The sequence below is a fragment of the Micromonospora sp. CNZ309 genome (assembly GCF_002846525.1).
This window is the reverse complement of sequence record NZ_PJNG01000001.1, coordinates 6,850,068-6,863,890: the sequence shown is the minus strand read 5'-3', so window position 1 is coordinate 6,863,890 and position 13,823 is coordinate 6,850,068. Positions and strand designations below refer to the sequence as shown.

General features: G+C 74.3%; 12 protein-coding genes and 3 tRNA genes. 5 read left to right on the top strand and 10 right to left on the bottom strand.

The window, feature by feature from the left end:
• Window positions 1–3 precede the first annotated feature (3 nt).
• Complete coding sequence (locus CLT72_RS29555; protein ID WP_101415461.1) at window positions 4–1,002, bottom strand: NAD(P)H-dependent glycerol-3-phosphate dehydrogenase; 999 nt, start codon at window positions 1,000–1,002, stop codon at window positions 4–6.
• The gene (locus CLT72_RS29550; RefSeq protein WP_101414545.1) at window positions 999–1,733 is read right to left on the bottom strand and encodes a lysophospholipid acyltransferase family protein; all 735 of its coding nucleotides are present in this window, start codon (window positions 1,731–1,733) and stop codon (window positions 999–1,001) included. The genes CLT72_RS29555 and CLT72_RS29550 overlap by 4 nt, the downstream gene beginning before the upstream one ends.
• A gap of 129 nt (window positions 1,734–1,862) precedes the next feature.
• Between CLT72_RS29550 and cofC the strand changes: the two genes are divergently transcribed.
• The 4 genes from cofC to CLT72_RS29530 are packed head-to-tail and all read left to right on the top strand — an operon-like array spanning window position 1,863 to window position 6,151.
• Window positions 1,863–2,498 (top strand): 2-phospho-L-lactate guanylyltransferase, encoded by a 636-nt coding sequence (cofC, locus tag CLT72_RS29545; RefSeq protein ID WP_101414544.1) that lies wholly within the window; start codon window positions 1,863–1,865, stop codon window positions 2,496–2,498.
• A gap of 21 nt (window positions 2,499–2,519) precedes the next feature.
• Complete coding sequence (locus CLT72_RS29540) at window positions 2,520–2,717, top strand: cold-shock protein (RefSeq protein WP_199184673.1); 198 nt, start codon at window positions 2,520–2,522, stop codon at window positions 2,715–2,717.
• Window positions 2,718–2,770: 53 nt separating this feature from the next.
• Window positions 2,771–5,167 carry an RNA degradosome polyphosphate kinase gene (locus CLT72_RS29535; RefSeq protein ID WP_101414542.1) on the top strand — a complete coding sequence of 799 codons (2,397 nt, stop codon included), beginning with the start codon at window positions 2,771–2,773 and terminating at the stop codon, window positions 5,165–5,167.
• 24 nt (window positions 5,168–5,191) lie between these two features.
• Window positions 5,192–6,151: an NUDIX hydrolase gene (locus tag CLT72_RS29530; RefSeq protein ID WP_101414541.1), complete on the top strand. Its 960-nt coding sequence runs from the start codon at window positions 5,192–5,194 to the stop codon at window positions 6,149–6,151.
• A 132-nt stretch (window positions 6,152–6,283) separates the two neighbouring features.
• On the opposite strand, the gene CLT72_RS29525 is transcribed toward CLT72_RS29530, so the two are convergent.
• From CLT72_RS29525 to leuC, 4 genes are all read right to left on the bottom strand, one after another.
• Window positions 6,284–8,302: an endonuclease/exonuclease/phosphatase family protein gene (locus tag CLT72_RS29525; protein ID WP_101414540.1), complete on the bottom strand. Its 2,019-nt coding sequence runs from the start codon at window positions 8,300–8,302 to the stop codon at window positions 6,284–6,286.
• Window positions 8,303–8,435: 133 nt separating this feature from the next.
• The gene (locus CLT72_RS29520) at window positions 8,436–9,149 is read right to left on the bottom strand and encodes an HU family DNA-binding protein (RefSeq protein ID WP_199184672.1); all 714 of its coding nucleotides are present in this window, start codon (window positions 9,147–9,149) and stop codon (window positions 8,436–8,438) included.
• A gap of 172 nt (window positions 9,150–9,321) precedes the next feature.
• Entirely contained in the window at window positions 9,322–9,909 is a 588-nt protein-coding gene (gene leuD, locus CLT72_RS29515) for a 3-isopropylmalate dehydratase small subunit (protein ID WP_101414538.1), read from the bottom strand.
• A gap of 12 nt (window positions 9,910–9,921) precedes the next feature.
• Window positions 9,922–11,370 carry a 3-isopropylmalate dehydratase large subunit gene (gene leuC, locus CLT72_RS29510; protein WP_101414537.1) on the bottom strand — a complete coding sequence of 483 codons (1,449 nt, stop codon included), beginning with the start codon at window positions 11,368–11,370 and terminating at the stop codon, window positions 9,922–9,924.
• Window positions 11,371–11,419: 49 nt separating this feature from the next.
• On the opposite strand from leuC, the gene CLT72_RS29505 reads away from it, so the two are divergent.
• Complete coding sequence (locus tag CLT72_RS29505; RefSeq protein WP_013284529.1) at window positions 11,420–12,106, top strand: IclR family transcriptional regulator; 687 nt, start codon at window positions 11,420–11,422, stop codon at window positions 12,104–12,106.
• A 171-nt stretch (window positions 12,107–12,277) separates the two neighbouring features.
• Here the strand turns inward: CLT72_RS29505 and CLT72_RS29500 are convergent.
• The 4 genes from CLT72_RS29500 to CLT72_RS29485 all read right to left on the bottom strand — a co-directional run bounded on the left by CLT72_RS29500 (window position 12,278) and on the right by CLT72_RS29485 (window position 13,795).
• Window positions 12,278–12,350: transfer RNA gene (locus CLT72_RS29500), tRNA-Glu, on the bottom strand.
• Window positions 12,351–12,604: 254 nt separating this feature from the next.
• A tRNA-Glu gene (locus CLT72_RS29495) sits at window positions 12,605–12,677 on the bottom strand.
• Between the two features lie 134 nt (window positions 12,678–12,811).
• Window positions 12,812–12,883: transfer RNA gene (locus tag CLT72_RS29490), tRNA-Gln, on the bottom strand.
• Window positions 12,884–12,991: 108 nt separating this feature from the next.
• On the bottom strand, window positions 12,992–13,795 hold the full coding sequence (locus tag CLT72_RS29485) for a fumarylacetoacetate hydrolase family protein (protein WP_101414536.1): 804 nt from the start codon (window positions 13,793–13,795) through the stop codon (window positions 12,992–12,994).
• Between the last annotated feature and the right edge of the window lie 28 nt (window positions 13,796–13,823).

Below are 13,823 nucleotides of genomic sequence, written 5' to 3'. Positions count from 1 at the left end.
CCCTCACTCCGGCTTGGTGGTGCGGCTCATCAGGGCCTCGACGGCGAGTCGCGGGTCCATGCCCTCGTGGCAGACCAGCTCGACCTGCTCGGTGATCGGCATCTCCACCGCGTGCGCGCGGGCCAGGTCACGCAGGGCCAGCGCGCTCTTGACGCCCTCGGCGGTCTGCCGGGTCGCGATGCGGGCCTCCTCCAGGGTCGCGCCCCGGCCGAGGTGCTCGCCGAAGGTGCGGTTGCGGGCCAGTGGCGACGAGCAGGAGGCGACGAGGTCACCCATCCCGGCCAGGCCGGCGAAGGTGAGCGGGTCGGCGCCCAGGGCGACGCCGAGCCGGGCCGTCTCGGCCAGTCCCCGGGTGACCAGCATGGCCCGGGTGTTGTCGCCGAAGCCCATCGCCACGGCGATGCCGTACGCCAGAGCGATCACGTTCTTCACCGCGCCGCCCAGCTCGCAGCCGATGACGTCGTCGTTGGTGTACGGGCGGAAGTAGGGCGTGGTGATCGAGCGCTGCACCAGCGTGGCCCGGTCGGCGTCGGTGCAGGCGACCACGGTGGCGGCGGGCTGCTCGGCGGCGATCTCCGGGGCCAGGTTGGGGCCGGAGACCACCACCACGCGGTCGGCGGCGACTCCGGCGGTCTCCACGATCACCTCGCTCATCCGCCTGGTGGTGCCCAGCTCGATGCCCTTCATCAGCGACACCAGGGTGGCGTCCGGATGCAGGTGCGCGGTCCACTCGGCCAGGTTGCCGCGCAGCGTCTGCGACGGCACCGCCAGCACCACCTGCTCGGCCCCGGTGATCGCCTCGGCGGCGTCGCCCGTCGCCGTGACCCGCGACGGCAGCAGCACGTCCGGCAGGTACTCCGGGTTGCGCCGCTCGGCCCGGATCGTGTCGGCGACCGCCTGGCGGCGGGCCCAGACGGTGACGTCCCGGCCGGCGTCGGCCAGGATCTTGGCGAACGCGGTGCCCCACGAGCCGGCCCCCAGGACCGCGACGTGCCCGCTCACGCCGCCGCCCCCGGCCGCCGCTCGCCGGCGGGACGGGCCGGGCGTTCCCACAGTGGGGGCGGGGTGCCACCCCGGATCTCGGTGAGCATGTCACGAAGGCGCAGCATGATGGTGTCGGTCATCTCCTCGAGGACGGCCTTCGTCGGAGTCGACCCGGCCCACCGGGCCAGGTCGACGGGGGGCCCGGCGACCACGGTCACCGGGATCCGGGGGCGCGGGTCCAGGCGGGACCGGCGCGGGTCGAACATCCGCTCCGGGCCCCACATGACGAGCGGGACCACCGGCGCCCCGGTGGCGAGCGCGAGCCGGGCGGCACCGGTCTTGCCCTTCATCGGCCACAGCTCCGGTTCACGGGTGATGGTGCCCTCCGGGTAGATCACGACGGCGCCGCCCTGGTCGAGCGCGGCGACGAGGTGGTCCAGCGACCGCACCGCCTCCACGGTGTTGCGCTCGACCGGGATCTGCCGGCACCGGTGCAGGATCCAGCCGATCACCGGGACCCGGAACACGCTGGCCTTGCCGAGGAACTGCGGCCAACGGCCGGAGTCGTAGACGAAGTGGGCCGCGACGAGCGGGTCGGCGTGCGAGATGTGGTTCGGCACGATGATCACGCCGCCGTCGCCGCGCAGATGCTCCATGCCACGCCAGGTGCGCCGGGTCCAGACGGTCATCACCGGTTTGACCAGCACCACGGCGAACCATTGCCAGAACCCCAGCCTCGGCCGTGTCACCCGCGCCTCCTCGTGCCGCCCCGCCCCGCACCGGATCCGGACCCGGTGACGCCCCGCAGCGGAAATCATGCCTGCTCGACCCGGGTCCGGCCAGAGAGGGTACCGCCGTGCGGCTGGCAGGATGGCGGTGTGAGTCAGCCGAGGTGGACCGTGGTGGTCCCGGTGAAGCGCCTCGCCGCCGCGAAGAGCCGGCTGCGGGGGGCGCTGCCGGCCGTACCGCACGAGGAGCTGGCGCTGGCCCTGGCCGCCGACACGGTCGCCGCGGTGCGGGCCTGTCCGGCGGTCGCCGGGGTCCTCGTCGTCACCGACGACGCCCGCGTGGCCGAGGCCGCCCGCAGGGAGGGCGCCCGGGCACTGCCCGACGCCCCCGGCGCCGGGCTGAACGCCGCCTTCCGGCACGGCGCGTCGGCTGCGGGCGGCGGCTGGGTGGCCGGGCTGACCGCCGACCTGCCCGCGCTGCGCCCGGCCGAGTTGGCGGCGGCGCTGCGGGCGGCGCAGGCGGCGCCGGGGGGCGTACGCCGGTTCGTGGCCGACGCCCCCGGCCGGGGCACCGTGCTGCTGGCCACGCCGCCGGGCGTGGGCCTGGATCCCCGCTTCGGGGTCGGTTCGGCCGCCGCGCACGCCGCGAGCGGGGCGCTCGCCCTCACCGGGGACTGGCCGAGCCTGCGCCGGGACGTGGACACCGCCGACGACCTGGCCGCAGCGGCCCGGCTCGGGCTGGGGCCCCGCACGGCCGCGCTGGCCGCCGCCGGCTGCGCGGCCTGAGGGGCGTGTAGCGTGCGGGGCATGCAGGGCACGGTGGCCACCTACGACGCGGCGACCCGCAGCGGGACGCTGCTCCTCGACGACGGCACCGAGCTGGCCTTCCCGGCCCGGGCGTTCGACGCCTCCGGGCTGCGGCTGCTCCGCCTCGGTCAGCGGTTGCGCGTCGAGACCGACGCCGCCGGCGAGGTGGTCCGGGTGACATTGCCGACGATGGCCTGAGCGGCTGGCCGAAGTTCATTTTGCGTTAACCGCATCCGGGTGATTATGGGCGGGTGAGCACCCCTCGCAAGCCCTCCGCCAACCGCCCGCACGCCGACTCCGCCGCACCCCGCAACGGCGCCCGGTCCCGCGGCGCCGACGGCCGGTTCCACGCCGACCCGGCCGCCGCCACCCCGGAGGAGGCGCCCACCGCGACCCCTGCGAAGGCACCCGCTGCGACCCCGGGCGACACGCCCGCCGGGGCAGCGCCCGCCGCGACCGGCACGGCCGACGCCGCCGGTACCGGCGGTGCGGCCGCCTCCGCCGGGCTGGAGGAGGTGCTGGACGCGGCGCCGCCCGCCGAGGCGCAGACGCCCGACCTCGTCGACGGGCCGCCCCCGCCGGAGCCGCTGCCGGAGGACCGCTTCCTCAACCGGGAGCTCTCCTGGCTCGACTTCAACGCCCGGGTGCTGGCGCTCGCCGAGGACCCGCGCACGCCGCTGCTGGAGCGGGCCAAGTTCCTGGCGATCTTCGCCAGCAACCTCGACGAGTTCTACATGGTGCGGGTCGCGGGGCTCAAGCGCCGGCTCCAGGCCGGCCTGCCGGTACGCGGCGGCGACCGGATGCCGCTGCGTACCCAGTTGGAGCTGGTCGCCGGCAAGGCCGCGACGCTGGTGGCCCGGCACTCGGCCTGCTTCACCGACGACGTGCTGCCGAAGCTGGCCGACGAGGACATCCGGATCCTGCGCTGGGCCGACCTGGACGACCCCGAGCGGGAGCGGCTGCGCGCGTACTTCCGGGAGCAGATCTTCCCGGTGCTGACCCCGCTGGCGGTGGATCCGGCGCACCCCTTCCCGTACATCTCGGGGCGGTCGCTCAACCTCGCGGTGGCGGTCCGCGACCCCGACGGCGGCTCGGAGTTCTTCGCCCGGGTGAAGGTGCCGAACAACGTGCCCCGCTTCGTCCGGGTGCACCGTGACCTGCCGGGCCTGCGGATGCTGCCGGTGGAGGACCTGATCTCGGTGCACCTGGGGCAGCTCTTCTCCGGCATGCAGGTGGTCGAGTGCCACCTGTTCCGGGTCACCCGCAACGCCGAGGTGGAGGTCGACGAGGACCGCGACGAGGACCTGCTCCAGGCCCTGGAGCGGGAGCTGGCCCGGCGCCGGTTCGGCCCGCCCGTACGGCTGGAGGTGGCCGCCTCGGTCTCCGAGCATGTGCTGGAGCTGCTCGTCCGCGAGCTGGACATGCACGACCAGGAGGTGCTGCGGGTGCCCGGCCTGCTCGACCTCTCCGCGCTCTGGCAGCTCTACAACGAGGCTGACCGGCCGGACCTGAAGGATCCGCCGTTCGTGCCGGCCACCCACCCCCGCCTCACCGAGGGCGAGGTGCCGCGCAGCGTCTTCGCGACCCTGCGCGACGGGGACATCCTGGTCCACCACCCGTACCACTCGTTCGCCACCAGCGTGCAGCGCTTCATCGAGCAGGCCGCCGCGGACCCGGACGTGCTGGCCATCAAGCAGACCCTCTACCGCACCAGCGGCGACTCCCCCATCGTGGACGCGCTCGTCGACGCGGCGGCCGCCGGCAAGCAGGTGGTGGTGCTCGTCGAGCTGAAGGCGCGCTTCGACGAGGTGGCCAACATCGGCTGGGCGCGCACGCTGGAACGCGCCGGCTGCCACGTCGTCTACGGCCTGGTCGGGCTCAAGACGCACTGCAAGACCGCCCTGGTCGTACGCCAGGAGGGCAACCAGATCCGCCGCTACTGCCACATCGGCACCGGCAACTACCACCCGAAGACCGCCCGGCTCTACGAGGACTTCGGCATGCTCACCGCCGACCCGGAGATCGGCGCCGACCTGACCGACCTGTTCAACGTGCTGACCGGCTACAGCCGGCAGACCGCGTACCGGCGGCTGCTGGTGGCGCCGCAGGGCATCCGCAGCGGGCTGATCGAGCGCATCGAGCGGGAGATCGCGCACGTCCGGCTGGGCATGCCCGGGCTCGTGCAGATCAAGGTGAACTCGCTGGTCGACGAGGAGATCACCGACGCGCTCTACCGGGCCTCCCGCGCCGGCGTCCACGTCGACCTGGTGATCCGGGGCATGTGCACGCTGCGCCCGGGGGTGCCCGGCCTGTCGGAGAACATCCGGGTCCGCTCGATCCTGGGCCGGTTCCTGGAGCACTCCCGGATCTTCCGGTTCGGCAACGACGGCGACGCCGAGTTCTGGATGGGCTCGGCCGACCTGATGCACCGCAACCTGGACCGCCGGGTCGAGGCGCTGGTGCGGGTGAGCGATCCCGTCGCCCGCGCCGAGCTGGACCACGTGCTGACCGCCGCGATGAGCCCGGACGTGGACGCCTTCGAGCTGACGCCGGACGGCACCTGGAGCCGACGTACCGGCACGGCCGACGAGCCGCGGGTCCACCTCCAGGAGTTGTTGCTGCGTCGCGTCGGTGGCACGGCGGGCTGACCCGTACGCGCATAGGCTGACCAGATGCTGGATGAGCGGAACGCGGCCGGCCCTGGTCGGAGCTGGCCGACCGCAGGCGGCGACGCGGGGCCGCCGATCCGGGCGGCGGGCGGTGTCGTGTGGCGTCCCGCCGACGCCCCCGGGCCGGCCGACGGGCGCGCGCGCGGCGGGGTGCTGGTCTGCCTGGTGCACCGGCCCCGCTACGGCGACTGGTCGCTGCCCAAGGGCAAGCTGGAACGCGGCGAGCATCCGCTGCTCGCCGCCGTCCGGGAGGTGGCCGAGGAGGCCGACGTCCGGGCGGTGCCGCAGGTACGCCTGCCGACCGTGCGCTACCGCAGCGAGGGCCGCCCGAAGGTGGTCGACTACTGGTCGATGCGGGCGGCGGCCACCGGCGGCTTCCAGCCGGCCACCGAGGTCGACGACGTGCGCTGGCTGGGCGTCGACGAGGCGGTCCGGCTGGTCAGCTACCCGCACGACGCCGAGGTGCTGGCCGCGTTCGCGGCCCTGCCGACGGTCACCGGGGCGGTGACGCTGGTCCGGCACGCCCACGCCGGCAAGCGGGCCACCTGGTCCGGCCCCGACACCGCCCGGCCGCTCGACGCGCAGGGCTGGGCGCAGGCCCACGCGCTCGCCCCGCTGGTGGCGCTGTCCCGCCCGGTACGCCTGCTGTCGGCGTCGGCCCGTCGCTGCGTACAGACCCTCGACCCGGCGGCGGCGCTGCTCGACCTGCCGATCGAGGTGGACGGCGACCTGGACGAGCCGCGCCCCGGCCAGCACCCCGACGAGTGCACGCTGGCCGCCGCCGCCCGCCTGGCCGCGCTGGCGGCCACCGGGGAGCCCGCCGCGGTGTGCAGCCAGGGCAAGGTGATCCCGGGCGCCCTGGCCAAGCTCAGCGGGCGGCCGGACGACCTCACCACGCCGAAGGGCGGTGGCTGGCTGCTCGCCTTCGCGGGCGACCGGCTGCTCGCCCTCGACCGCCTCTGACACGGATCAGGCGTCCCGACCGCCTCCGACGCGGATCAGGCCACCCTCGACCGCGTCCGACGGGGGCGGGGCGGAGGCGGGTCGCCGGCCGACCGCCCCGGGACGGCACGGACGCGGGCGCGTGCGGGCGGCTCAGCCCCGGGGCAGGGTCAGGGTCACCGCGACCGGCAGGTGGTCGCTGGCCGTCCCGGGCGGGGCCGCCGCCTCGCCCGCCGTCAGGTCGGGGGTGACGAAGACGTGGTCGATCTGCTGGCGCGGGGCGTCGGCCGGGCTGGTCGGCAGGGGACGGGCGGCGGCCAGCGCGTCGACCAGACCCGCCCGGGTGAACTCCGCGAACGCCGGGTCGCCCGGCTCGGTGTTCAGGTCGCCGGCGACCACCAGGGGCCGGCCGGCCGCGTACCGTACGGCGAAGTCGGCGACCGCGCGGGCCTGGACCACCGGATCCTCGCCGGGCGGCGGTTGCAGGTGGGTGGCGACCACCGCGAGGCGGACGTCCTCGCTGAAGTCGACCGTGATCCCGAGCGCCTGCGCCCCGGTGGGCGCGCCGACCGCCGGCAGCGGCCGGGTCCGCGCCGCGTCCAGGGGCCACCGGCTCAGCACGGCGTCGCCCCAGAGCGGATCGGCGGCCGGTGCGAAGACGTACGGCATGTCCAGCCGCTCGGCCAGCAGGTCGAGCGTGTCGTGCCCGCCGTTGAGCAGCCAGCCCCGGTCCACCTCGCTGAGTGCCACGACGTCGGCCCCCGCAGCGGCGCGCGCCAGCGCGTCCGGGTCGAAGCGGCCGTGCATCCCGAACCCCATCCGGACGTTGTACGCCACCACCCGCACCGTCTCCGGCGGTCCGTCCCGGTTGCTGGCGGACAGCAGCTCGTCGCTGGCCACCGCCGCCAGCAGCGTCAGTACGGCGGCCGAGGCGGCCGTCCACACCGGCGGCAGCGACGGGCGCAGCGGGCCCGGGGCCGCACGACCGGCTCCGCCACCCGCCCGGGCGGGGCCGCGCGCAGGGGCGGGCCGGGTCGCCAGCGCGACGGCGGCGACCAGCACCGCCACCGCCACCGGCACCCCCGCGTTGGGGTGGCCGAGGTCGTACGCGGCGTAGTAGGCCACCGCCGCGACGGCGAAGACGAGCATCCCGGCGACGGCGGCGTACCCGCGCCGCCCGGCCGCCCGTGCCGGGTCCTGCCCGCCGCCCTGGGCCAGGTCCTGCCCGCCGTCGTCGGGCCCCGGGGCGCCCGTGTCGTCGGTGCCGCCCCGGCTCCCGCCGTCGGTCGCGCCGGCCGACGCCAGGCACGCGCCGAGGCCGACGGCGCTGAGCAGGACGGCCGGCAGCAGCAGCTCCCCGCGTTCGAGGGCGACGAGGACGGCCCCGGCGACCAGCGCCACCGGCCCGAGCCACCGCCAGGCCCCCCGGCGGGGCGACGCCAGCGCGGCGAGCAGGAACCCGCCGACGGCCACGGCGAGCGGGGCCGCGCCGAACAGCGGCACCGTGGCCACCCCCACCGCGTCGGCGGGGTCCGAGCGCAGCAGCCCGAACTGGTACGACGTCGCCGTCCGGGCGACCGCCGGGGAGAGCGCCACCATGCCGGCCAGCAGCAGCGCCGGCCCGGCCAGCAGCCAGCTCCGTACGCCGCCCGGGCCGGCCGCCGACGCGGGCCGCGCCTGCCCGGCCAGGAAGAGGCTGGCGACCGCGACGGCGGCGAGCCACGCCGGCCAGTCCCCGAAGAACGCCGAGCGGTACGTGTCCAGCGCCGTGTGCAGCAGGGCGCCGAACGCCAGCCCGAGGGCCAGCCCGGGTACGGGGCGGTCGGTGGTGGCGGCGGCGCCGGCGAGCCAGACCAGCCCGGCGAGCAGCCCGGCCGTGGCGAGCCAGAGCTGGAGTGGCCCGCCCGGCTGGCCGTTGACGGCGAGGCGGGCCACCACCAGCAGCACCGCGGCGGCGAGCGTGACGGGGCGGGCGCCGACCCGGCGGATCAGCGCGGGCGCGGCCAGTGCGAGCAGGAACCAGCCGAACGCGAAGGCCCCCAGCAGTTCGGCGGGGGTCGAGGCGGCCTGCCCGAAGATGGTGATGACCGCCGGCAGGAAGACGCGCAGGACGTCGACCAGGAGCACGACGCCGAGGGCGAGGGTGACGGTGGGGAAATGGCGGTAGCGCACCGAGGGCTGCCTTTCGCCGACCGGAAGGGGTGCGGCGATTCTGCGGGCGGGGCACCGTCGGGGTCAACGGTCGGGGGCGGACACGACGAAGGGCGTCCACCGGCCGGTGGACGCCCTTGCCGTACCGCTGGGCTCAGCGCTTGGCCGCGGCCTTCTTGGCCGGGGCCTTCTTCGCGGTGGTCTTCTTGGCCGCCGCGCTCTTGCTCGCCGTCGTGGCGGTCTTCTTCGCCGCCGTGGCCTTCGTCGCCGCGGTGGTCTTCTTCGCCGGGGCGGCCTTGGTGGTCGCGGTCTTCTTCGCCGCGGTGGTCTTGGTCGCCTTCGCCGCGGGGGCCTTCTTGGCCGCCGTGGTCGCCTTGGCCCCGGTCGCCTTCGCGCCCGCCGCCTTGGTCCCGGTGGCCTTCGCCCCGGCCGCCTTGGCCCCCGTCGCCTTGGCCCCGGTCGCCTTCGCCCCGGTGGCCTTGGCCCCCGTCGTCTTGGCCGCCGTCGCCTTGGCCGCCGTCGTGCTCTTGGCGGCGGACGTGGTCTTGGCGGCGGACGTGGTCTTCTTCGCCGCCGCCGTGGCCTTCGGCACCTTGCCGCTGGCCACCATCTCCTTGAACCCGGCGCCGGGACGGAAGGTCGGGACGGATGTCTTCTTGACCTTCACCGCCTCGCCGGTCCGCGGGTTGCGCGCTGTTCGGGCGCCCCGGACACGCTTTTCGAACGCTCCGAATCCGGTGATCGCCACCTTCTCGCCCTTGGTGACCGCCGCCTGGACCTCAGCGAGGACCGCGTCGAGCGCGGCCGTCGCCGTCTTCCGGTCCCCCAGGCGAACGGCGAGCGCCTCGATGAGCTCGGCCTTGTTCACGACTTCCTCCCGATTGTGCAACTGACTCGACGCGAGCCATTCTGCGCGCACCGTATGCCCTGTGCTGCCGGGACACAAACATTCGGTCGAAAAAAGCCCTTGTGTCGTAACGGATTCGCCCCCACCGGTGAGACCGGTGGGGGCGGAAACCGCTGTGCGATCGGGCGTACGGCTATGCGACCGAGGGCAGGAACGACGGCCGGCCGGCCTCGAAGGCGCTGATCTGCGCCTCGTGGCGGAGGGTGAGTCCAATGTCGTCCAAGCCTTCCAGCAACCGCCAACGGCTGAAGTCGTCCAACGGGAACGACCAGGTGGCATCCCCGAGACGCACCTCGCGGGCGGTCAGGTCGACCGTGACCGGAGTGCTCGGGTCGGCCTCCACCCGGTCCCAGATCTCCTCGACCGCCTTCAATTCCAGCTCGACCGGGAGCAGACCCTCCTTGAGGGCGTTGCCGCGGAAGATGTCGCCGAAGCGGGGCGAGATCACGGCGCGGAAGCCCCAGTCGCGCAGCGCCCAGACGGCGTGCTCCCGGGAGGAGCCCGTGCCGAACTCCGGACCGGCCACAAGGATCGACGCCCCCGAATGGACGTGATCGTTGAGGACGAATTCCGGGTCCTCGCGCCAGGCGCTGAACAAGCCGTCCGCGAAACCGGTCCGGGTCACCCGCTTGAGGTACACGGCGGGGATGATCTGATCGGTGTCCACGTTGGACCGCCGCAGCGGCACGGCGGTGCCCGTGTGGGTGGTGAACCTCTCCATCTGGGTGCCCTTCTACAGGTCGGCGGGAGCGGCCAGCCGGCCCGCCACGGCGGTGGCGGCGGCGACCGGCGGGGAGACCAGGTGGGTGCGTCCGCCCCGGCCCTGGCGGCCCTCGAAGTTGCGGTTGGAGGTGGAGGCGGAGCGCTGCCCCGGCGAGAGCGTGTCGGGGTTCATCCCCAGGCACATGGAGCAGCCGGCGAAGCGCCACTCGGCGCCGGCGTCGGTGAAGACCTTGTCCAGCCCTTCCGCCTCCGCTGCCTCGCGCACGGCGGCGGAACCGGGCACGACCAGCATGCGTACCCCGTCGGCGACCCGGTTGCCGCGCAGCACGTCGGCGGCGGCCCGCAGGTCCTCCAGCCGGCCGTTGGTGCAGGAGCCGACGAAGACCACGTCGACCGCGAGGTCCCGCAGCGGGGTGCCGGGGCGCAGGTCCATGTACTCCAGCGCCCGCCGGGCGGCCGTCCGCTCGGCCTCGGTGCCGAACTCCTCCGGCGTGGGCACCACCGCGCCCAGCGGCGCGCCCTGGCCGGGGTTGGTGCCCCAGGTCACGAACGGGGTGACGGCACCGGCGTCCAGGGTCACCTCCGCGTCGAAGGTCGCGCCCTCGTCCGTGGGCAGGGTCCGCCACCACTCGAGGGCCGCGTCCCAGTCGGCGCCCTTCGGCGCGTTGGGCCGCCCCTTCAGGTACGCGAAGGTGGTCTCGTCCGGCGCGATCATGCCGGCCTTGGCGCCCCACTCGATGGACATGTTGGCGATCGTCATCCGCCCCTCCATGGACAGCGACCGGATCGCCTCGCCGCGGTACTCGACGATGTGCCCGCGCCCGCCGCCCGTGCCGACCTGGGCGATCAGCGCGAGGATCAGGTCCTTGGCGGTGACCCCCGGGGCGAGCCGCCCCGTCACGTTCACCGCCATCGTCTTCGGCCGGGCCTGCGGCAGCGTCTGGGTGGCCAGCACGTGCTCGACCTCACTCGTGCCGATGCCGAACGCGAGCGCGCCGAACGCGCCGTGGGTGGCCGTGTGCGAGTCGCCACAGACGATGGTCATGCCGGGCTGGGTGACGCCGAGCTGCGGGCCGATGACGTGCACGATGCCCTGGTTCTCGTCGCCCAGCGGGTGCAGCCGCACGCCGAACTCGGCGCAGTTGCGCCGCAGCGTCTCGATCTGCGTACGCGAGGTGGGGTCGGCGATGGTGAGCAGGTCGCCGCGCCGCTGCCGGAACGACGGGTCGGCGTACCCCGTCGGGGTGTTGTGGTCCTCCGTCGCGAGCGTGAGGTCGGTGCGGCGCACGCGGCGCCCGGCGAGGCGCAGCCCGTCGAAGGCCTGCGGGCTCGTCACCTCGTGCAGCAGGTGCAGGTCGATGAAGAGCAGATCGGGCTCGCCATCGGCGGACCGCACGACGTGCGCGTCCCAGACCTTCTCGGCCAGGGTCCTCGGCTCGGTAGTAGTGACTCCCACCATCTGGACATCCTAAATTCTGGGAGGTAAGTTTCGGCTTGTGGGACACAGTATGAGCGGTGTCGGCGTTCTCGACAAGGCGGTGGTCATCCTGGCCGCCTGCGTCGACGGCGCCAGCCTGGCCGAACTCGTTGAACGCACCAAGCTGCCCCGGGCCACCGCGCACCGGCTGGCGCAGGCGCTGGAGATCCACCGGATGCTGGTCCGGGACACCCAGGGGCGCTGGCGTCCCGGCCCGCGCCTGGGCGAACTCGCCAACGCGGCGCCCGACGTGCTCCTGACGGCGGCGGAGCCGCTGCTCGCGGCGCTGCGGGACGCGACGGGCGAAAGCGCCCAGCTCTACCTGCGCCGCGCCGACGAGCGCATCTGCGTGGCCGCCGCCGAGCGGGCCAGCGGCCTGCGCGACACCGTGCCGGTCGGCTCGGTGCTGCCGATGACGGCCGGCTCGGCGGCGCAGATCCTGCTCGCCTGGGAGCCGCCCGAGGCGGTGATGCCGCTGCTGCCCCGGTCGAAGTTCACCGGCCGCACCCTCGCCGAGGTACGCCGCCGGGGCTGGGCGCAGAGCGTCGCCGAACGCGAGGCCGGTGTGGCGAGCGTCTCGGCGCCGATCCGCGACCGCACCGGTCGGGTCATCGCCGCGATCAGCATCTCCGGCCCCATCGAGCGCCTCGGACGCCGCCCCGGCGAACGCCACGCGATGGCCGTGGTCCGGGCCGGCCAACGCCTCTCCGGCCTCTGACCCACCACCCGCCCACCCGACGCGCAACTGTCGGGTGATCAAGAAGTTTGCGTCTGGTCCGGCGCCGAATCTGGACGCAAACTTCTTGATCACCGCACGAAGGTGGGGTGGGTGGTATGGCGGGATGCGAAACGGCCCGCCCCACCGGAGTGGGACGGGCCGTTCGAGATGTAGCCCCGACCGGATTCGAACCGGCGCTACCGCCTTGAGAGGGCGGCGTCCTGGGCCGCTAGACGACGGGGCCAAGACTTCACTGCTTCCACCGCCCTTGCGAGCGGTGCCGCTGTAGTCTAGCGGCGTCCCCTCCGGAGACGGAAATCGGGGCGACCGGTGCCGGCAGTCGGGGTCGAGGCAGCCAAGGGCAACCAGGTCTCGCCCGCCCGGCGGCCGGCGGTGCGGGGCGCCCGCGTGCCAGTCGGGTGCCCGCTGAGCCGGCGGCGCCACGCGGGACATGCGAAACGGCCCGCCCCACCGGAGTGGAACGGGCCGTTCGAGATGTAGCCCCGACCGGATTCGAACCGGCGCTACCGCCTTGAGAGGGCGGCGTCCTGGGCCGCTAGACGACGGGGCCAGAACTTGCTCGCGGCACCACTCTGTCGAGCGGTGCCGCTGGACTCTATCAGAGAGAACCCCGATCCCCTGACGGGAACCGGAGTCGTCTCCTACGAGATCCAGCGCCCGAGACTCTTGCGAACCTCGGCTGCGCTGGGGTACCAGGACTCGAACCTAGACTAACTGAACCAGAATCAGTCGGGCTGCCAATTACCCCATACCCCATTGGCCCCTTGCGGTGCCGGGATCAAACTTTACCCTCCCGGCGCCAGCGGGCCAAATCGAGCCCCCCCAAACCGCCCCTGAACTGCGGAAACAGGGCCTCGACGCGGATCAGGCGACGGGCACCACCGGGTTGGTCAGGTCCCCGATCCCCTCGATCCGCACGGTGACCGTATCCCCGTCCAGGAGCGGGCTAACCCCCGCGGGCGTGCCGGTGAGCACCACGTCGCCGGGGAGCAGCGTCATCACGTGCGAGACGTACGACACGAGTGCCGGCACGTCGAAGACCATGTCGCGGGTCCGGCCGAGCTGGCGGACCTCCATCTCCTCCGGGTTGCGACCCACCTCACAGCGGATCTCCAGGTCGCGGACGTCGAGCCCGGTGGTGATCCACGGCCCGATCGGGCAGAACGAGTCGAAGCCCTTGGCGCGGGTCCACTGGCCGTCGGAGCGCTGGAGGTCCCGGGCGGTGACGTCGTTGGCGCAGGTGTAGCCGAAGATCGCCCGCGCGGCGGCGGCCCGGTCGGCCCGGCGGGCGCCCGGCGCGCCGATGACCACGGCCAGCTCGGCCTCGTGCTCGACCTGCTTGGAGAAGATCGGCAGCCGGATGGCGTCCCGGGGGCCGATCACGGAGGTGGACGGCTTGAGGAAGAGCAGCGGCTCCTTGGGCACCTCGCTGCCGTGCTCGGCGGCGTGCTCGGCGTAGTTGCGGCCGACGCAGACGACCTTGCTGGGCAGGATCGGCGAGAGCAGGCGGACGTCCGACAGCGCCCAACGGGCACCGCTGAAGGTGATCTGGCCGAACGGGTGGCCCTCGATCTCGGCGACGGTCAGGCCCTGCGGGCCCGCCTCCGGCTCGCCCTCGACGACCCCGAACGACATTCCCTTGGCATGAGCAAAACGAGCGATACGCACCAGGCCAATCTAGCCCCGGCGAACCGCG

Bases quoted from the DNA above. Each gene is read 5' to 3' on its own strand.
- CLT72_RS29540 (WP_199184673.1), top strand. From the start codon at position 2,520: ATGCAGGGCACGGTGGCCACCTACGACGCGGCGACCCGCAGCGGGACG.
- CLT72_RS29530 (WP_101414541.1), top strand. From the start codon at position 5,192: ATGCTGGATGAGCGGAACGCGGCCGGCCCTGGTCGGAGCTGGCCGACC.
- leuD (WP_101414538.1), bottom strand. From the start codon at position 9,909: ATGGAGAGGTTCACCACCCACACGGGCACCGCCGTGCCGCTGCGGCGG.
- leuC (WP_101414537.1), bottom strand. From the start codon at position 11,370: ATGGTGGGAGTCACTACTACCGAGCCGAGGACCCTGGCCGAGAAGGTC.
- CLT72_RS29505 (WP_013284529.1), top strand. From the start codon at position 11,420: ATGAGCGGTGTCGGCGTTCTCGACAAGGCGGTGGTCATCCTGGCCGCC.